At 37.6% G+C, this 19,595-nt stretch carries 16 protein-coding genes; 7 read left to right on the top strand and 9 right to left on the bottom strand.

Going from position 1 to position 19,595, the window contains the following annotated elements; genetic code table 11:
• Positions 1-12: 12 nt before the first annotated feature.
• Complete coding sequence (locus MP622_RS03240; protein WP_026441062.1) at positions 13-1,758, top strand: hypothetical protein; 1,746 nt, start codon at positions 13-15, stop codon at positions 1,756-1,758.
• Positions 1,740-3,851, top strand: coding sequence for an EAL domain-containing protein (locus MP622_RS03235; protein ID WP_243792465.1), 2,112 nt, complete (start codon positions 1,740-1,742; stop codon positions 3,849-3,851). The genes MP622_RS03240 and MP622_RS03235 overlap by 19 nt, the downstream gene beginning before the upstream one ends.
• An 83-nt stretch (positions 3,852-3,934) precedes the next feature.
• On the opposite strand, the gene rpmE is transcribed toward MP622_RS03235, so the two are convergent.
• From rpmE to MP622_RS03215, 4 genes are all read right to left on the bottom strand, one after another.
• Positions 3,935-4,162, bottom strand: a complete 228-nt coding sequence (gene rpmE, locus MP622_RS03230; RefSeq protein WP_016166696.1) for a 50S ribosomal protein L31 — start codon at positions 4,160-4,162, stop codon at positions 3,935-3,937.
• Positions 4,163-4,363: 201 nt separating this feature from the next.
• Positions 4,364-5,341, bottom strand: a complete 978-nt coding sequence (locus MP622_RS03225; RefSeq protein WP_151503823.1) for a bile acid:sodium symporter family protein — start codon at positions 5,339-5,341, stop codon at positions 4,364-4,366.
• A gap of 160 nt (positions 5,342-5,501) precedes the next feature.
• A complete protein-coding gene (gloA, locus tag MP622_RS03220) occupies positions 5,502-5,903 on the bottom strand; it encodes a lactoylglutathione lyase (protein ID WP_016166698.1) in 402 nt (133 codons plus the stop codon).
• Between the two features lies 1 nt (position 5,904).
• A complete protein-coding gene (locus MP622_RS03215) occupies positions 5,905-8,064 on the bottom strand; it encodes an MFS transporter (protein ID WP_243792463.1) in 2,160 nt (719 codons plus the stop codon).
• 182 nt (positions 8,065-8,246) lie between these two features.
• On the opposite strand from MP622_RS03215, the gene MP622_RS03210 reads away from it, so the two are divergent.
• From MP622_RS03210 to MP622_RS03200, 3 genes are all read left to right on the top strand, one after another.
• Positions 8,247-10,889, top strand: a complete 2,643-nt coding sequence (locus tag MP622_RS03210; protein WP_243792461.1) for an ATP-binding protein — start codon at positions 8,247-8,249, stop codon at positions 10,887-10,889.
• A gap of 240 nt (positions 10,890-11,129) precedes the next feature.
• Positions 11,130-12,089 carry a hypothetical protein gene (locus tag MP622_RS03205; protein WP_243792460.1) on the top strand — a complete coding sequence of 320 codons (960 nt, stop codon included), beginning with the start codon at positions 11,130-11,132 and terminating at the stop codon, positions 12,087-12,089.
• Between the two features lie 4 nt (positions 12,090-12,093).
• Positions 12,094-12,960 (top strand): histone deacetylase, encoded by an 867-nt coding sequence (locus MP622_RS03200; protein ID WP_243792458.1) that lies wholly within the window; start codon positions 12,094-12,096, stop codon positions 12,958-12,960.
• 61 nt (positions 12,961-13,021) lie between these two features.
• Here the strand turns inward: MP622_RS03200 and MP622_RS03195 are convergent, their stop codons facing one another.
• From MP622_RS03195 to MP622_RS03185, 3 genes are all read right to left on the bottom strand, one after another.
• Positions 13,022-13,378, bottom strand: coding sequence for a roadblock/LC7 domain-containing protein (locus MP622_RS03195; protein WP_243792457.1), 357 nt, complete (start codon positions 13,376-13,378; stop codon positions 13,022-13,024).
• 60 nt (positions 13,379-13,438) lie between these two features.
• A complete protein-coding gene (locus MP622_RS03190; RefSeq protein ID WP_243792455.1) occupies positions 13,439-14,422 on the bottom strand; it encodes a hypothetical protein in 984 nt (327 codons plus the stop codon).
• Between the two features lie 436 nt (positions 14,423-14,858).
• Positions 14,859-15,401 carry an ATP/GTP-binding protein gene (locus MP622_RS03185; RefSeq protein ID WP_044740290.1) on the bottom strand — a complete coding sequence of 181 codons (543 nt, stop codon included), beginning with the start codon at positions 15,399-15,401 and terminating at the stop codon, positions 14,859-14,861.
• A gap of 545 nt (positions 15,402-15,946) precedes the next feature.
• Here MP622_RS03185 and MP622_RS03180 point away from each other — a divergent pair.
• Positions 15,947-16,291: a hypothetical protein gene (locus MP622_RS03180; protein ID WP_044740289.1), complete on the top strand. Its 345-nt coding sequence runs from the start codon at positions 15,947-15,949 to the stop codon at positions 16,289-16,291.
• Positions 16,292-16,493: 202 nt separating this feature from the next.
• Entirely contained in the window at positions 16,494-17,540 is a 1,047-nt protein-coding gene (locus MP622_RS03175) for a nitronate monooxygenase (RefSeq protein ID WP_243792453.1), read from the top strand.
• Between the two features lie 41 nt (positions 17,541-17,581).
• On the opposite strand, the gene dusB is transcribed toward MP622_RS03175, so the two are convergent.
• On the bottom strand, positions 17,582-18,556 hold the full coding sequence (gene dusB / locus MP622_RS03170) for a tRNA dihydrouridine synthase DusB (protein ID WP_243793443.1): 975 nt from the start codon (positions 18,554-18,556) through the stop codon (positions 17,582-17,584).
• A gap of 597 nt (positions 18,557-19,153) precedes the next feature.
• Positions 19,154-19,588, bottom strand: a complete 435-nt coding sequence (locus MP622_RS03165) for an excinuclease (protein WP_044740285.1) — start codon at positions 19,586-19,588, stop codon at positions 19,154-19,156.
• Positions 19,589-19,595 lie beyond the last annotated feature (7 nt).

Genomic DNA, 19,595 nt, shown 5'->3' with positions numbered 1-19,595 from the left:
TAAATAACAATTATGAATATGAGCACCGCAGAAATGTTTCAAACGCCAACTGAATTAAAGTTGGATAAATTGAGTTTTTGCCAAAGCACGGTGACGGACATTCAGGATTGGGTGTCCAATTTATCTATTTTACAATTAGGTGACTCTTCTCGTGCACTATTTAATGCCCTACTTGAAATTTCTGAACTTCAATGTAGTGAAACTCTGCGTTTTGATTTAATTCATGCTATTCATCCGACCATTGAAAATGTATTAACCAGCTTAGAAAAACATTTTTTTAATCAAGGTCTAATTACAACGGATCGAAATGACCATATTATTGAATTGGCCATGTTATTACGCAGTTGTTTTGCAAAAACATATATTGATATTGCGAAACGCTGTGACCAACAACTGAATCAGCAAAAATTCTCCCTTTTTGCTTTTAGTCAAAAGAAAAACTTGCAAACTGCACGTATTCTCGCAAGTTATTATGGCTTACAACAGCTTGCTCAACTCTTGTATCAACAACAAATTCTGTATACCAATCCACTGTCTGGTCAATGGTTAGTAACTCATCAGTTAATGGAAAGTGCGATTCAACATAATTTTAATCAAACCAACATTAACCAATTGCAAGGTACGCAACACCAACTACAAACGATTGGTCAAATCTATGCGCAAATTATTCTTTTAGACATCCTAAATCCGCATCAGATTCGACCATCCGAAATTCAAGGGCTGTTCTTATGTAGTTATGATTGGGCAAAGTTAATTCAGGTTTTACCTAAAGAAACGACTTTATCACGCTATATTGTAGATACTTCTTTAGACCATCCACCTGTATTTAACGCGCATCAAAATAGTAGTTTTAATCCATCAATTTATATTTCTACTCAGAATCTATTAGATCACCTTACTGAAGCTCAAGGGAAGCATGGTGAATATCTATCTCGAAATGAGAAAATTTTCCTCACCCCTGCTTTACACTTCCATATTCATAGTTTACTCACAAGTAATGCTGAACGCCGCCATGAGCGTTATGAATATTCTGCTCAATTGCATATCTGCTTCGGCTTAAATGTTGCCCATTTCTATTTATCGAAGGGCAAAAACTTTAATGAAACACTAAATTTAGATGCACATTACGGTCTGCAATCTGAAAGTAATATTTTTAGCTCTATGAATGATCATAATCTATTAAGTACGAGCAATATTAAAACTTTAGATCGTGAAGCAAAACAAATTTATCCAGCTGAAGTTCTTGATATTAGTGTCAATGGTTACCGCATTAAGTGGTCTGGGAATACCCCAAAAAACTTAAAAACAGGTGAATTTATTCTGGTACAAGAAAATGCTCAAAGTGAATGGCGTGGTGGCGTTGTCCGTTGGATTAAACAATCGACTGAGAAAAGTCTTGAACTGGGACTTGAAATGCTTGCACAAGATATTTTCCCATGTGCAGTTTACGTAAAGACTGATCGTAATACAGGCAACTACTATCCAGCCTTATTAGTTCAAACTGCCGAGTTGAATGAAGTGTCAACCACCCTCATTTTACCCGGTTCACACTTATTCAGAGAAAAACAAACGATTCATTTACGCCTAGAACAAGATGAACTGAAAGTTTATTTACTAAAAGCACATTTAATTACACAAAGCTTTATGCGGTTCGATTTTGAATTACTAAATGATCAACAAGAACATTTGGTTGAAAATTTTATTCGGAAACAAACCAACGAAATTAAGAATCATGATTTATGGGAAGCATTGAAGTGAGAAATCCACTATTGTCCAAAAAGTTAAAACGTACGGAAACTCGTTTACTCATAATCGATGACAACCAAATTCGTTTTAACAAAATCTGTGATTTATTAACGACAAGTGAACATCAAGTACACGCTTTTTTATTAGATGACTTACAAACTTTCGAAAAGCAACTCCATTTAAATTGGGATATTGTTATTTTCGGTCGTGCCTACGATTTAAAATATGAACAGGCCTTAAGTCTTATTCGTCTGTCTAAGCAACCTGAATTACCGCTTATTTTACTCAAACCTGATGATTATGAGCCGAACCAATACGTAACCTATATTCGAAAAGGCGTCTATGATGTCGCCAATTTAGATTTTCCAGATCGATTTTACTTGTCTTTATTACGTGCGCTCTCTTTTAGTCGCCTAAATCAAGGCCAACAACATCTCATGCAAGAGCTTGAAAATGTACAGACACAAGCACAGGCATGGGTAAGCGAAAGCAATAAAGCTGTTGCGATTATTCAAGAAGGAATTCATATCGGAGCCAATGAGGAATATCTTCATCTCTTTGGTTTAAAAAGTGAAGATGAAATTATTGGTCTGCCTTTACTGGATGTATTACAACCGCAAGATCTGAATGATTTTAAACTACGCTTTAAAAAAATATCGCAAGGGCAATTAGATCAAGGTCGTTTTGAGCTGACGACACTCAATAGTCATGTTCAAACAAATCCTTTAAAAATTGAGTTCTTAGCAGCCACTGAAGATGATGCCCTTCAAATCACGATTGAGTTAAATCAAACTGAAAACATTGCATCAGTTCAGCCTACGGTTGCTCAAGTTGAAGCCCCTGCCGCACAACCCAATACCTATCAACTGATTAACAGAACCATTGCCAAGCAGCCTGCTGATTTTAATGCGCTTGTACTTTTCTCACTTGCATCTTGTCCTGAATCTATATTCCAACAAGATTGGGCAACCTCAAATGCCTATTTTTCGAATATTCATAGCTTCTTAAAAGAACAAACCAATGTTCCATTGTTTAAGGTCAATCATGCGTTATATGCAGGCCTATTCCAAGGTTCTAGTGAAAGTGTGTTGGAGTCCAAACTAATTGGATTAAGTGCTTTATCTAAACCACAACTATTAGGTGTAAATCAACAAACCTTCCCATTAAATTTAAGAATGGGTTATACGTTAATTCAACACAATATAAAGGATGAGCAACAGTTCCAACAGCTAATAGAACGAGCGTACAACACAGCTCTACCATCTGGGCAAGAACAAAATAATATTGAACTTAACCCAATAGCCCATCCTCATATTGAATTAATTGATTCTCATCTGAATTTGCAAGAACACTCTAGCTTATTAAAAGCACTGCAAAAGAGTTTAGAGCGGGGTGAAATTCATCTTAAATATCAACAACTGTATGATAAACAAGATAGTAACCTATACACCTACGAAGTTACCAGCGGCTTCATTTACAATAATGCTTGGCAAGATATTACATCAATTCGTGAACTTGCAGATGACCCAGAATTCTCGATCAAACTGGATCGTTGGATTTTAGTTGAGGCATGTAAACAGTTACATAACTTTATTACCCAATATCCTGATGCTAAAATTATTGTCAATTTAAACAAAGAAGTTCTCTTCTCTGACCGTACATTCCCTGCATTTATTGCTAAATTAATTACGATTGTGGGTAGCAAACAAAGTCACCCGCTCATTTTACAATTCTCTGAAGAAGATATTGCCAAGAATCTAAATGATGCACAAAAATATACAGCTCAATTAATTCAGAGCGGTGCAGAAATATCATTACGTGAATTTGGTAACTCGATTTATAGCGAATCTATTTTGAATCAGATGAGTATTAATCATGTGACGTTGCATCATCAGTTAGCACAGATGCTTGACTCAGACAAATCTACTGAAGAATTACAAGAGCGTATTAATCATTTCCATGAAATTAAAGCAACACAAATGTTATTACGTGAACTGAATAATATGACGATGTTCGCCAATGCATGGAATGTGGAAGCACGCTATCTGCAAGGTGACTATTTCCAGAAAAAACTGGATCATTTAATTGATGTACAAGACCAGTAGGTCTTGTACTTTTATCTTATTTTTTAATATTTCTATAGACATAAAAAAACGAGCCAATGGCTCGTTTTTTTTCAACTGGGGTATTAGTCGCGTTTGATAGAACGAGACATACCAGCAAAACGTTGCTTGAATTTGTCGATACGACCACCAGTGTCAACGTTCTTTTGCTTACCAGTGTAGAATGGGTGGCATGCAGAACATACGTCTAAGTAAAGAGCTTCTTTACCAACAGCTGAACGAGTTTCAATTACGTTACCGCAAGAACAAGTAGCTACTAATTTTTCATATTTTGGGTGAATATCGGCGCGCATGGTCGATTACTCCTAAGTGTAAGAAAGGCTTATGCTGTCATCGCAATTGACCACTCTTGCATATTGCAAGGAAAGCTTTAAAGCAGGTCAACACCACAACAGACCATTCTCTTGGCCCACCGAGACGGATACCGTCAGAGCTAAGCACAACAAGTGGACATTATTATACGCCAAATAAATCCAGATAGCGAACTATTCTCTTCATTCGTCTGGATTTTGTTTCGACCAACGATTTGCAATGATGCCACACACCATCAACTGGATTTGGTGAAAAATCATAATTGGTAAAACAATCATCCCTAAAGGCTGACCAATAAATAAAATTTGCGCCATTGGAACACCACTAGCGAGCGTCTTTTTGGAACTACAGAAAAAAATTGCAATTTGGTCTTTACGGTTAAAACCGAATACCTTTGGAAGATAATAGGCCAACAACATGATTACGGTTAAAAAGACCGAACATGCCAACACCAAAAGCAACAAGGTTTGCCAACTCACTTCATTCCATAATCCCGCAACGACTGCACTACTAAAGGCGCCATAAACCACCATCAAGATCGAACCTTGGTCAAAGCTTTTAACCAAGCGCGGTACTTTTATCATATGTGGGTAAACGAGTGGGCGAAACAATTGTCCCAAAACAAAAGGCAGTAACAGCAATAAGGTAATTTGAATGATGGAGGATGTTGGATCAAATTCATGTTCCGATTTGCCCAGAATAAACACACTCACCAATATGGGGGTAATAAACATTCCAATGATATTAGAAAATGAAGCACTACATACCGCGCTGGCGACATTGCCTTTGGCAACTGAAGTGAATGCAATTGATGATTGTACGGTAGATGGTAGGAAACACATGAACAAGAAACCCCAATAAAGCTCTTGCCCTAACATTGGTAACAGGACAGGTTTTGCAAGTAAGCCTAAAATTGGAAATACTGCAAAAGTGAAAGCAAATACCAATACATGAAACTTCCAGTGCATAATCCCTTGAACGATTGCTTCACGGGAAAGTTTCGCACCATGTAAGAAGAATAATATTGCAATTGCAATCGTAGTAATGACATTAAAGAAATGGGCAGCCGAACCAGAGACAGGAAGAAAAGATGCCAGTACAACCATGGCAACTAAGAGTAAAGTGAATCGATCCAAGGCAAGAAGCTTGAGCATGTTCATTGCTTAACGTCCTGTTATATATATTTTAAAAAAGTAAAGATGAAATAAAACCCAGTAGACAAATTTTACCCGTAGGTCAACTTCATCTTACTGGGCTATTTAAATATTGCTAGCTTTTCAACTGCTATATTCGATATTTAGTTAATCAATAACACGATACTTAGTTATTACGTGCATTTGAATCTTGCTGAATCAACTCAATTTTATAACCATCTGGATCTTCAACAAAAGCGATCACGGTTACACCGCCTTTCATTGGTCCTGCTTCACGTACAACTTTACCGCCACGTGCTTTAATCTCTTCACATGCTTTATAGGCATCATCAACCCCAATTGCAATGTGACCATAAGCATTACCTAAATCGTAGTGATCAGTATCCCAATTATGTGTCAATTCAAGCACTGTGTTATTGGCTTCATCGCCATAACCGACAAATGCCAGTGTGAAACGACCTTCTTCATAATCACGTTTACGGAGCAAAGTCATACCCAGCACTTCGGTATAGAACTTTAATGACTGTTCTAAATTGCCTACACGTAGCATCGTATGGAGCATTCGCATATTATTCATCCTTCAGTTGAAGTTGTTTGTTTTGATGATCACGGAGTAACTTCGCGACCCAAACCACCAGAATTAAAATTGGAATTCCAATTAAAGTGGTCATCAAGAAAAATTTCGGATATCCAATATTAGTCACTATAGTACCCGAATACCCTCCTAAAATTTTAGGTGTAAGGGTCATCAGTGAACTAAAAATAGCGTATTGAACGGCGGTAAAAGAAACACTCGTCAGACTAGAAAGAAAAGCGATAAATGCAGCCCCCGCCAATCCAGAAGCCAAATTATCGACAATAATCGCAAAATAAAGCCATAACGTACTATACGATTTAATCACCTTACCTGTAATTTGCACATTTTGCTTCGCATCTACTGAAGTGAGTATCGGGTCTATCGTCAACTCTAAAGCAGATTGTTGCTTAGATAGTTGGTAAGTATGACTAATCTTGACGACTTCTGAAGCATTTAGCGTATTTAATTGAGCTGTCACTTGCTTATTTTTAGCATTTTCTAATAACTTGCCATCAATCGCACCACTAAAAATGCCTTGTGCATCTAGTTTTGCAGGATATTCTTGACCACCTAACCATAAGCTGATGGGTTGCTCTGGTTTTAGTTGTGCAACATCAACACCTTGAATCTGGCCTTTCACCACAACAGATTGCTGAACCTCTTTCGGGCTTAAAGCATTATCCGCAGTTAACGGAAATAAGATAATGGCTTGAGTCGCTGAACCCATTAAATAAGGCATCTCTACAGATGATTTTTCATCAGACTTATCAGCAAATGCAACTGAAGCATGAATTTGATTGGACTGACTCAGTACTTGAGCTGGAACATTCAGCTTCCAATAACCCACTTCATCTGCCTGAACTTGATAATGCTGTGCACCAATAGAAACGTCGACTTGCTGCAAAGGTTGACCTGATTTTACCAAGCCAATAAAAATAAGATTGGTTGAACTTGCAAGAATGGCACCAACAAACATCAGTTTCATGATATTCATCCGCTGTGCCAATAAGCCGCCTAAGAAACCGCCTAAAAGGCTAAAAATGACACCGTAAATTTTCACGGCTTCAGCAATTTGCTCTTTGGTGAAATTCAAATCTTGATAAAAAACATTGGAAATCACACCAGCAATAATATCGGAAATACGATAAAAACCAATCAATAACAAAAGCACTAGAGCGAGTTTTACCCCATAACGTCTAAAGAAATCTGCAATCGGATTGACCCACGTTTCAAATGCCATTTGCTTATTCACTGCACCCATTTTGACTAACACTGCACCGACAATCAGTGCTATAGCCCCTGAAGCCAGAAAACGTAATGCCTCAAAACAAAACAGTAGAAATGAATCTTTGATCGCCAAAGATGCAACCAAGGCTTCGATTAAAGTGCCAGAATAAATATAGGACAAGACAAAACTAATAACAGCAACAAAGAACACCATGACCAAACGATAATAGTCTGAACGTTGATATTCTTTATAAACACGATTGACTAGGGGTTCTCGAATAATCAAGGTCGTTAGAATACCCACCAACATCACGGCTGCCATGGCAAGATAAGTTGTTTTCCACGCAGTATAAATATAATTGCCTTTCGCAGTACCTAATGACGCCGCCAGAAACAACGCTCCTGCACCCGCTACAATCATCCCGATGCGATAACCTGCATTATAGGTCGATGCTAAAACCGTCTGCATTTCAGTTTCTGCCAGTTCAATACGGTAGGCATCAATGACAATATCTTGCGTTGCAGCAGAGAAACCTAACAAAACTGCGCCAACTGCCATTTGGTACAAATAGCTTTGTCCTAAAGCAGGATCTGAAAATGCCATAATACAAATGGCACAAATAATGAGGCATTGCGCAATCAGCAACCATGCACGGCGACGCCCCAGCCGTTTGGTTAAAAATGGAACGGGGAGTTCATCGATCAAAGGAGCCCAAACAAACTTAAAGGAATAACCCAAAGCTGCCCAACTAAAAAAAGTCACAGCACTTTTTTCAATACCTGCTTCACCAAGCCATAGTGATAAACTAGAAAAGATTAGTAAGATCGGAATACCGGCTGAAAAACCAAGGAACAACATAATTGCTGCTCGCCGATCGAGAAATGCCTGAAATGCCGCTTTCCATCCATTTGCTTGAGTTGTCATTCGGTTATTATTTTCTACAAAAAATCATGTGTGCTATTCAACCGTTTAAGTGCTCTGGTTTCAACAGTATTTATGAAATGATTACGGTATTTTGACGAGAAAAACAGCGGCATTGCTTGAATTTTTCCACTAAACCTGTATACCTTAAACCTCTACCGCAATATTTTGTTTTGGATTTCACAGTGACCCAAAAACTTGAACAGATGAATTCTTCTTTATCCACTAACCTTTCAAATAATAAAGCACGAGATCCGCAAAACCACCTGATTACTGCCTTCGAGCAAACCGAAATTCAAAATACGTTCAATCAAACACGTTTAAAATCAGAACAACTTACCCATATCCCAAATTTAACCAACATTCCGACTTCAACTAAACGTATTAAACCGCTCAATAATTTTCTTGGACAAGACCGTGCACGTGCTTCTGTAGAAGCAGGCATTGCTTTACCGTATTCTGGCTATAATATTTTTGCTGTAGGTACTGCCGGCTTAGGTAAACGCACCATGGTTAAACGCCTGTTACAACAACACGCCAAAACCATGTCTACTCCAAATGACTGGGTTTATGTCAATAATTTCAAGTCATCTCGCCAACCGATTGCACTTCAACTTCCTGCGGGACAAGCACCCAAATTTCAAGCTTTACTGCACCAAACATGGCAAACCATCTTAAAGCAACTTGAACGTCGCTTTACGACTGAAACCTATCACAATCGTATTGAACTGATTCGCCAACAAACAGGTGATGAACAACAACAAGCCTTGGTTGAATTAACCAAAGAAGGCGAAGAACTCAGTTTGAAATTAGTCACGCGCCATGATGAGCACTGTTTTATTCCTGTGCAATTTAAAGATGATCAACTACAAGAGATGTCGCAAAAGGATCTGGATGCATTAAATAGCAAACAGCGTGCAGAAATTGTCTCAAATATGCGCTATATGGATAAAAAGCTTGAGCGTTTAGGTCTGCACTTAGGTGATCTGGAAGATGATGCACGTGACAAAGTTCAAGAACTGAATCGTGAAATTGCCAATCAAGTGGTCATGCCGCGTATTGATCTATTACTCAATAAGTTTTCTAAAGTTGAAGGTTTAGCCGAATACTTAAAACTTTATGCCGAAGACATTATTAACAATGTCGAAATTGTACTTGAGCAAGAAGAAGATGATTTCACACCTGGGCTGTTTAGCCGAATACCAGCGCGTTATCAAGCCAATATTATTGTAACCTATAAGCCGAATAGTGGTGCGCCTGTCATTTTTGAAGACTTCCCAACCCACTACAATTTATTGGGACATGTCGAACAACTCACACAACATGGCACGATTACCACTGATTTCACGCTGATTCGTCCAGGTTCATTGCATAAAGCCAATGGGGGTTTCCTCATGCTTGAAGCAGAACAATTACTCGAACAACCTTATGCATGGCAAGGTTTGAAGCGTGCACTTAAATCTGGAAAATTAAAGCTGTCTTCGCTTGAACACATGTTAACGCTTACGGGTAGTATTTCTATTGAACCTGAAGCAATACCGCTCAATATCAAAGTCGTATTATTGGCAGAGCCAGAAGTCTATTATGAAATTTTGGAGCTCGAACCTGAACTCGGTAGTGTATTTAAAATTCGTGCCGATTTCACCGACACACTGCAACGTAATGACGCCAATGAACAAGCTTATATGCAGTTGATTGCAGATTATGTACAAGCTGATAAATTATTACCTTTTGATCGCTCAGCCTTGGCTGCTTTGCTCACAGATTCGAGCCGCCAAGCCGAAGACCAAAGCTCCCTCTCACTCCACGCCTTGACTTTGGGTGACTTAATTCGTGAAGCTCACCACCATGCTGTACAAGCAGGCGATAAAATTGTAGCTGACAAACATATTAATACCGCCTTACAACATCGTCAGTATCGCTTAGGCTATTTACGTGAACTGTATTGGCAAGATCTCTCCCGTGGTACACAACTAATTGAAACACGTGGTCATCGCTTAGGACAAATCAATGCTTTATCCGTCATCCACTATGCAGATGTTGAATTCGGCTTACCTTCTCGCCTAACTGCCTCTGTATATCAAGGTGGTGGCGATATTCTGGATATTGAACGCAGTGTTGAACTGGGTGGCTCATTACATGCCAAAGGCGTTCTTTTAATGTCGAGCTTCTTAAAAGCACATTTTGGTCGTGAACAGATTCTACATTTCTCCGCTGCCCTCGCCTTTGAACAAAGCTACGGTCAGGTCGATGGCGACAGTGCAACTGTTGCTGAGCTATCAGCACTGATTTCTGCAATTAGCCAATTACCGATTGATCAGTCATGGGCGATTACTGGCTCTATGAACCAATTAGGTCAAGTACAACCTATTGGCGGCGTCAATGCTAAAATTGAAGGCTTCTTCGATGCCTGTAAACTGCAAGGACTTACAGGCAAACAAGGGGTTATTATTCCACGTCAAAACATGCAACACTTAATGTTACGTCTTGATGTTCGAGAAGCTGTTGAACAAGGTCAATTCCATATTCATGCCATTGAAACGATTGATCAAGCCCTTGAAATTTTAATGGCTCGACCTGTGGGCACACTCGATAAAAAAGGTCGCTATAGCAAAGGCTCAATCTACGCTGCGGTCATGGAACAGCTTGAATATTGGCAGGCAATCGAAGATGGTGCAGAAATTGAAGAAGCACCAAAGAAAAAAAAGAAAAAAGCCAAAAAAGATAAGAAAAAAGCCAAAGTCCCTGAGCAATTGACTGATGAATTACTTAAAGAAAGTAATGAAACAGTAGAAGTGTCTGCAAGTGAGCCAAATCTTCAACACTAACTCAATTTAAACCCTAAACAATGACCAGTCTTTCGAGGCTGGTTATTCATATTCACTTTTGAACAAAGGTATAAAAATCAGCCAATATAATGAATAAAAATAATATAAGTGATTTTATTCAAATATTTTTTTGCTATTGTATGACCTTATAAATCTCTAATAAAACTTGAGAATAAATCAGACATTTCATTTAAAAGAGATGTACTTCAAAATGATTTTTTGCATAAAAATGAGGCTAGGATGAACGAAACCGATCACGAAATTATTCAATTGTTCAAACAACATATTCATCCGCTATCCTCTAAACTGACCGAAATGCTCAATGAGCATTTTTCACATCAGACCGAACGCCGAGGCTGTGGCTACACACAGGCCACTCGAGTATTGGCTGAATACATCAATATCACTCGATTGCCACAAGATTTTTCTGATTTAAAACTTTTTAATCAATTTGAAACAAAAGGATTAAAAACTTTGCTAGAGCAATCTCAGTTCGCAATTTCAGATTGGCATAATTTAGATCTAAATCATGCAGCACATACACTTCCTGACTCAACGCCTGAAGAGTTTAAGTTAGAAGTACAGCAGCAAATTAAACTGCAACAAAAACTCCGTGAAATTTCTTCACAGGCAACATTAGAAGAAAGTAAACTTTTATGTAGTTTAATTGCCGATATTATTTTACCTAGAACATCTGAACAAACAGGTCTGGTGGAATTAAAAGCTTTAGAGGAAAAGCCTAAAGTGGGATCATGCCCAATGGCAGAAAATTTCTTCCTTAAAATTGCACATGGCCGTATGCTCAGACAAGGTGAAATCAATATTTTTGTCGATGAACAGCAGCAACCGATTTTATTAGAAAAATTAAATATGGGAGATAATCACTCTTGTATTAGCTTGAAACCTGTTTTAATGAATGGCGTATGTTTACCCGCTGGATCATTGTTTTCTGTGAATTATGATCGTGCCCTTATTCAGGAAAAATTAGCCAATCAGAAATTTAAAGGCTACGTTATACCTTATTCAGCCATTAATGGGTTTTGGTTTTTACGCCTTACAACCTTAGCTGTTTCCCCAGAAAATCGTGAGCGAGCTTTTACAACACATTATAAACAGCAAGTTGATAATGGCTTATTTAGTCCAGGAACGACTCAACTCCAACAATTACGTGATATTGCTTTAATGCAGATTCAAGGTTAATCCCATGCTTCAGGTTTGTTACTCTCCACAGTACTTCGCACAAACTCATACCAATAGTATGGAGAAATTAACTGCGGTGGCTGAGGCACTAAAACCCTTGGGCATAGCAAATTTTCATGAGCCTCATCCTCTATCAATAGAGAGTTTAAAGCAATTACATGCGCCTGAATATGTCGATGCATTTCATACAGGAAGCCCTGAAAAAATGGCAACATTTCAGGGTTTTAAACCGTGGAACACGCAACTTCGAGATGCAGTTTATCAAATTAATGCAGGTCAGATTCTTGCAGCTGAATTAGCATGGGAACATCAAATTTCTGCCAATATTGCTCAAGGATTTCATCACGCTGTTTATGAGTTTGGTAGCTCATTTTGTACATTTAATGGTTTAGCACTCATCGCCCATAAATTTACCAATAAGCGTATTTTTGTACTCGATTGTGACCAACATGGAGGGAATGGAACAGCCGAGTTTACCAAGCGATACGAGAATCTATTTAATTATAGTATCTATGGACTTGCCTTTGGCTGCCCCACCTACGAACGTTCTGAAACCTGTCACATACATAAACATAATGGGAATTTTAGCCAATATATCATCGCCATTTATCAAGCTTTTAAAAGGGCAATTGAATGGAATGCTGATCTGATTGTTTATCAGGCTGGCATGGACTGTCACCAAAATGACCCTTGTGGTTCTACTTGGTTTAACACCGAGTTAATAGAAAAACGGGATGAAATGATTTTCCGACTCGCTAAAAAGCATCAGATTCCCTTAATGTTTGTTTTGGCTGGTGGCTATCAAGCTCTGCCTGAATTAGTACAGCTCCATGTAAGTACCTTTAAAACTGCACACCAAATTTATTATTAGAATAAGAACCAAAAAAAATGCCAATGTGATTTACATTGGCATTTGAATAGCTTTGATTTTATTAAGAAAAATCAAGACCTTTTTCAAAGCCTTTAAGTTCATAACGCGCCATAGCCAAGTTTGATTTAGAGCGGTCGAGTACCAAGTACAAAAATAATGTTTCATTGGTATCTAATGGGCGAATTAAGTGATATTGCTTGCCCAATGTAATAAGGATATCTTCAATATTATCATTGAGTTGCAAGGCTTTTGCCACTTTACGTTTAGCACGAATCACTTCAGTATTACCCGCGGCTGCAAGTTCTAAATCTACACCAGTCCCCTGTGTAGCTAAAGCAAGACCGCTGTCGCTATCTACCAGTGCTGCTGCTACAAAACCATCTAAACTTGTTAAAGCATCTAGACTAACACGTGCCATTTCTTGTTTCCTCTTGATATGGGAATTACCCCGTTAAAATTATGACTAGGCGCAGATTATTTATAAACCCAGTTTTTTGCGTAATTTTCCAATAAAACTACGGAGTTTATGTCCTTGGCCAGATTCTACTTGTTTTGTATCTTCCTGAAACTTCACTTCATTTTGATTTACAAAACGCCCCAATTGCAGTAAAACAGCACAAGATACAAAATTCAATATCTGATCATGACTTAAATTCAAAAACTGTTTTACATCGCTTATTTTTGCACCATGCGAGAAACATGCCGCCATTTTTAGAAACTCATTTCGCTTCAAATCTCGTTCAAATTGCGGCCAAATGTCTAATTTAAAATTCTGATTGAGATTAACCACTGGTAGTTTCAAATCTGTTGATGCATTTACCACTTTCCACAACCATACGCGTAAATCATAAATCTCTTTATTCTTTGTCGTTTCTTGCACAAATTGGGCAGTTGCATAGGTTTGATTCAAGGTTGAATTCAGTTGAATAGTTTTACCTGCTTCCACCCACACCCTTTCTGTACGCGTATCAATCAATGCTAAAAAACCACTCGCATCAAATAATTGAATAAAACCATTTCTAGGGGTAAACATTTCAGTAAATACCCTCTCGATTGACATTTGTTCCTGTGGAGTAATCGTTGGCAAAATTGACGTTGCTTTATTACTTACAGGTAACGAAAAAGGCATAGCCGTGACTGGTATCAATTTTTCAGACAGCCATTCATGTAGATGCTCTAAATTTGAAAAAGGGTAAAAGAGTTGATCACCTATAATACGCCCAGCATGTTCGACCTTTTTGACTAAACGCAAATAGGTAATATGTGGATTACTCAAAACTTTCTGAATACCTGGTGCATTAAAGAACACATCATTTACAAGCAACAGATCAATTTTACTCTCTGCCAAATTTACCCATTTCACCTGTGTTGAAGATGGTAGTGCAAGTAAAACCTGCGTTTTAATATGACCTAATGTACTTAAACTTAGTCCAAATACTGCAATATTTAAAATGCTCTTCATTCAAAATTAACCATAATTTCAAGATTTAAAACACATCTTTACGCCGACAATTCCATCAATTTTTCATTTAATTTTTGAAAGTAAAAATACATTTTCATCAATTAAATTATCATTATGGACAAAATCCATTAAGACGATTGGAGCAATCAAGTGTTACCACCGATAAAAAACTTTCCCAATTTTTTTCACTTAAACTTATACTCTGAAATTTATAAAGTGGGCTATTCTTAATCAATGCAAAAAATACTAACCACTGTAACTTTACTCAGATTCTCAAAAGATATTTTGAGATTCGGTAACGAGTTCAAAGCAATATAAAGCTAAAAAACAATCAACAAAAAATAGATAATATTATTTATAAAACAAATAGTTGCTTATGAATAGTTTCTTAAATGGCTGTATCATTTCACATAAACTAGACATTTGAACTGCACCTTCAAATCGCTATAAGGTTTTGGCTTTCAAGCATTGCAATTAATGTCTCAATTAAAAGTAGTACATCATCTTTTTCACGCGCATCCACAGCAAATATAGGATAATTTTTTTGATGGATACGCATCCAGTCTCTATAAGTTTTTAACTTTAATTCATGTTCTACATCTATATGGGTTATACCCACCACAATATTAGAACCATAATTTTCAAATGCGTTTAAATAAAATTCTAAATCGAGCAATCTTTCTGAACTACTATGATCAATCAGCAATACTATCCCTATGGCTCCTTTACAGACAATTGACCACATAAAATCAAATCGGTCTTGCCCTGGGGTTCCATATAAGCCTATTTTTGTATCATCATCTAATTTAATCTCACCATAATCAATTCCGACTGTGGTTAAAAGTTTAGAATGAGCTTGGGTATCGGTATTCACTGCTTCTGTGCTAATTACTGCTACATCAGAAAGTGTTTTAATCGCAGCAGACTTACCTGCCCCCATCGTCCCACCAAAAACAATTTTGTATTGTTGTAAAATCATGACTTAACCAAATAGAAAAAGTGTGACTTAATTCACATTATAAATTATTTTATTGACATAAAACACCAATTTTTTAACATTTAATCAAAAGTAAATAATAAAATCCCTTAATATTTATATGTGTTTAATCCAATTTAATGCTTAAAATCTTATTGAATAAAATTTAAGCATTTGTTTTAAATGATGATTTATGTAATTAACTTAAATATATATTCATTTAAATTCAATTGGCATTTTTGTTCAAAACAATAATTTATATTCAACCTAAAATTTTTCTAGACTTATTAGAAATAAAACAAGCCATAAAAAATCAGCTCTTCATAATCACTGTACACTATAAAGTATATCTTAACAATTTCATATTTTTATTGGTACAAAAGGCATCACTAACGATTTACAGAATAATACCTACATGTTTCACACCCACATCAGAGTATCAATAATAATTACAAATACTTAACATTTTTTGAGCATACTTTCAGCAAATTTACTTTATATTTTGTCTATCCCTTAGTCGGATAGAACAAATAAAAAGGAAACTTCTTATGAATAAATTGCTTATTGTTTTAGGTCTAGCTGCTGCTGTGACTTTAGTTGGATGTAGTAAAGAAAAAGCTCCAGAAACTGGTGCTACGACAGGCGAGCATTTGGAAAATGCTGCTCAACAAGCGAGCCATGATATGGAAAATGCTGCTAGTGAGGCTGCTGCCAAAACTCAAGCTGCAACGAATGAAGCCGTAAATAAAATTGACAATGCAACGGATGAGGCTGCTGCTAAAACCGAAGCTGCTGCTAAAGACGTGAAAGATGCCGCAAAAGATGCAACAGCACATGTTGCGGGTGCTGTTGAGCAAGGTGCTGCTGATGTAAAAGAAAAAGCACAACAGTAATATTTAGTAAAAAACACCCTACTACAGGGTGTTTTTTATTGCTTATATTTTTTATTTAAAGCTCTATAACACAGCCACATAAATTATAAAATTACATACAAAGTCAGTATTTTCTAACCCATATTTTTAGATTAAATAGTGAATATTATTTGCTTAATTTATTCAGCTTGGGCACAGTTAAGTAAATACATGGAGCCTGATTATGTCTTTACTAGAACAACTAGAAATTAAACATCCTATTTTTCTAGCCCCAATGGCAGGTGTGTCCACACCGACATTGGCAGCCGAGGTTTCTAATCAAGGTGGATTAGGTTCATTGGGCTTAGGAGCAAGCTCTGTAAATTCTGCACGCGAACAAATTCTTGCAACTCAAGCCTTAACTGATCATTCATTTCAAGTGAATTTTTTCTGCCACCAAAGCCAAGTCTTAGATCAAGCGATTGCATCGAAATGGATCGAATATTTAAGCCCACAATTCTCGCGCTTGAATGTCGTTGCTCCTCAGCAGCTAGCATGTATTTATCCAAGCTTTTTAGACAATGATGATTTTTTAAATCTTGTACTTGATACACGCCCTAAAGCCGTAAGCTTTCACTTTGGTATTCCACACCCACATCAAATAACAGCATTAAAAGCTGCTGGCATTCTCACGATGGTCTCTGCGACAAACTTGCCAGAAGCACTAGCAATTGAAGCAGCAGGTATTGATATGGTAATTGCTCAAGGAATTGAAGCGGGTGGTCATCGTGGTATTTTTAATCAAAGTATTGATGGTGCAATCAAAACCTCTGATTTAGTACAACTATTAAGCCAACATTGCCATATTCCAGTAATCGCGGCAGGTGGAGTCATGACTGGACAGCAAGCACATTCATTACTACAGCTTGGTGCTCAAGCGGTACAACTCGGCACTGCATTTGTTCAATGTAAAAGTTCAAATGCCAACACTGCTTATCGTAAAGCATTATTAAATGCACCAGTTACACAAATTACGGACAGTATTTCTGGTCGCCCTGCCCGTGGATTAGTAAACACTTGGCACATGACAGTGGATCAACCAGACCGTCCAGCTGTACCCGCTTACCCATATGCTTATGACTTGGCCAAACAGTTACATGCAGCAGCAAGTCAACAAGGTGACCATAGCTATGGAGCATTCTGGGCAGGCTCGAATGTGGCTCAAATTCGGGAATTGGAAGCTGCTGATTTGATCAATCAATTGGTGCTGGAATTAAGTCAGGCACAATAAATAAAAAGCCCAGCAATAGCTGGGCTTTTAACATCCGACTTTTAAATATCAAGTAAATTAACCTGTTCAACTTGAACATCGTGCATGGTTTGACCTTCGCTCAACAATAAGTTGAAATAAGTTTCAACAACTTGAGCCTGCTCTGCTGTGGTTTCAACCTTATACATGTTCTGGCGAAATTCATTGCTTGCTCGTAATCCTTTGGTATACCAAGCAATATGCTTACGTGCAATTCGGCAGCCTGAGTATTCACCATAAAATTGATAGAGTTCGGCTAAATGTCCGAGTAGAACCTCTTTGACTTCTGCAATCTGTGGTGCAGCTAAATGCTGTCCTGTCGTTAAATAATGTGCGATTTCTCTAAAAATCCAAGGTCGGCCCTGTGCAGCACGCCCAATCATAATTGCATCTGCACCCGTATAATCCAATACATATTTGGCTTTTTCAGGACTATCAATGTCACCATTTGCAATTACGGGAATATTCAGTGATTGTTTAACTTCTTTGATTAGGTCATAACGTGCAGTATTTAAATACATATCTTCACGAGTACGCCCATGCAATGCCAAAGCAGCAATACCTGCTTGCTCAGCTCTTTGCGCTACACGCAAAATATTTTCATGACCATTTAAAAAGCCCAAACGCGTTTTTAATGTAACAGGCACATCTACCGCAGCAACAACTTCATCTAAAATCCGCGCAACCAAATCTTCATCTTGTAATAAAGCAGAACCTGCCAACTTATTACATACTTTCTTGGCAGGACAACCCATATTAATGTCGACAATTTGCGCTCCATTTGCGACTTGGTAACGAGCTGCCTCTGCCAAATCTTTCGGATCGGAACCTGCAATTTGCGCTGAAATTGGAGCTAACTCTCCATCAAAGTTAGCTCGATACAAACTTTTTTTGCTCATACGCAGGGTTTTATCGGCTGTCATCATCTCACTGACCGCGTGTCCAGCACCAAAGTATTTACAAAGTGTCCGAAATGGGCGATCTGTCACACCTGCCATCGGAGCAACCCAAAGTTTCTTGTCTATTGATTTATCAAACAATTCTTTAATAGTGTTGTTTTGACTCAATTTTTAAATTCCCACATTCTCAATCAATTTGAAATACTCTCCAACACGTTTAGCTATTCTTTAGCCCTCATTTTCGTCACTTCAATAGTCATGACGTAAATGTTTAGTATGGTTAAAAAATAGCTTCAATTGGCGAATATATAATAGGCTGATGGTAAAACTCGATATTATGTCAGGAATGATTCCTCACACGTTACAACAAGAACTTTGTGAAAGCACCTTTAGCTTAGGAAAGGATTCAATAGCTTGGAGCAGAGATACGAATCAACATGGCTATTGTAAATCTAGAAAGCCACATGATGTCAAAAAATTTGGAACAATTCATGAATCTAAGTTAATAAAGACACATGCTAAGTGGGATGACATACAAATTGATGATGCCATGAAAGGATTTCATCGTAGAGAATCCGAGTAGCTAATCTTATTAACAATCTAATATGGTCAATTAAACTCGGATTTAGGTAAATCCGAGTTTAAACAGTCTTAAAAAGATGTGTATATCTGGGGTAGTCAATATTCTCGACTACTCTAGAATTTCACCAAATTCCCTTTTAATGCTACGCCCGCCAGAGCTGTTCCTTTCGCACATTGGTATGTAGTGGTGCTGCGTTTTTCATTTGATTTATAGAAACTCACCACATTGGTCACGGCATTTGCCCCATTGGCTTTAGCTGTGTTTTGAAATTGAATCAGTGCAGAACGTAATACATGGTCACATGAACTTTCTGCTGACTTGGCAAAACCATTGGTTTTTTTGTTGGTCACCAAATCTTTTTGAATCACTTTGCCACCCGACTTGGTTCCCGCCAAATAAAATTTAACGGATCCATCCAATACCCCATCGGCAATTGCACGATTCACCGCATCTTGGAAATTAAAATCATACATCTGGTCTGCCGCTTGAACAGAAGCAATACCACATAAAGAAAATACTGTTGCTGCAAAAAAATTATTAAAAGACATCATTATA

Source organism: Acinetobacter sp. PK01 (genome assembly GCF_022819285.1).
In the GTDB taxonomy this organism is placed as follows: Bacteria; Pseudomonadota; Gammaproteobacteria; order Pseudomonadales; family Moraxellaceae; genus Acinetobacter; species Acinetobacter tandoii.
This window is presented reverse-complemented; position numbering and strand designations above follow the sequence as displayed.

What these genes read in the sequence shown, in the direction of transcription:
- rpmE (WP_016166696.1), bottom strand. Translation starts at nt 4,162, where the DNA reads ATGCGCGCCGATATTCACCCAAAATATGAAAAATTAGTAGCTACTTGT.
- gloA (WP_016166698.1), bottom strand. Translation starts at nt 5,903, where the DNA reads ATGCGAATGCTCCATACGATGCTACGTGTAGGCAATTTAGAACAGTCA.
- MP622_RS03180 (WP_044740289.1), top strand. Translation starts at nt 15,947, where the DNA reads ATGAATAAATTGCTTATTGTTTTAGGTCTAGCTGCTGCTGTGACTTTA.
- MP622_RS03240 (WP_026441062.1), top strand. Translation starts at nt 13, where the DNA reads ATGAATATGAGCACCGCAGAAATGTTTCAAACGCCAACTGAATTAAAG.
- MP622_RS03205 (WP_243792460.1), top strand. Translation starts at nt 11,130, where the DNA reads ATGAACGAAACCGATCACGAAATTATTCAATTGTTCAAACAACATATT.
- MP622_RS03215 (WP_243792463.1), bottom strand. Translation starts at nt 8,064, where the DNA reads ATGACAACTCAAGCAAATGGATGGAAAGCGGCATTTCAGGCATTTCTC.
- dusB (WP_243793443.1), bottom strand. Translation starts at nt 18,556, where the DNA reads ATGGCAGGTGTGACAGATCGCCCATTTCGGACACTTTGTAAATACTTT.
- MP622_RS03200 (WP_243792458.1), top strand. Translation starts at nt 12,094, where the DNA reads ATGCTTCAGGTTTGTTACTCTCCACAGTACTTCGCACAAACTCATACC.
- MP622_RS03235 (WP_243792465.1), top strand. Translation starts at nt 1,740, where the DNA reads ATGGGAAGCATTGAAGTGAGAAATCCACTATTGTCCAAAAAGTTAAAA.
- MP622_RS03185 (WP_044740290.1), bottom strand. Translation starts at nt 15,401, where the DNA reads ATGATTTTACAACAATACAAAATTGTTTTTGGTGGGACGATGGGGGCA.
- MP622_RS03190 (WP_243792455.1), bottom strand. Translation starts at nt 14,422, where the DNA reads ATGAAGAGCATTTTAAATATTGCAGTATTTGGACTAAGTTTAAGTACA.
- MP622_RS03195 (WP_243792457.1), bottom strand. Translation starts at nt 13,378, where the DNA reads ATGGCACGTGTTAGTCTAGATGCTTTAACAAGTTTAGATGGTTTTGTA.
- MP622_RS03225 (WP_151503823.1), bottom strand. Translation starts at nt 5,341, where the DNA reads ATGAACATGCTCAAGCTTCTTGCCTTGGATCGATTCACTTTACTCTTA.
- MP622_RS03175 (WP_243792453.1), top strand. Translation starts at nt 16,494, where the DNA reads ATGTCTTTACTAGAACAACTAGAAATTAAACATCCTATTTTTCTAGCC.
- MP622_RS03165 (WP_044740285.1), bottom strand. Translation starts at nt 19,588, where the DNA reads ATGTCTTTTAATAATTTTTTTGCAGCAACAGTATTTTCTTTATGTGGT.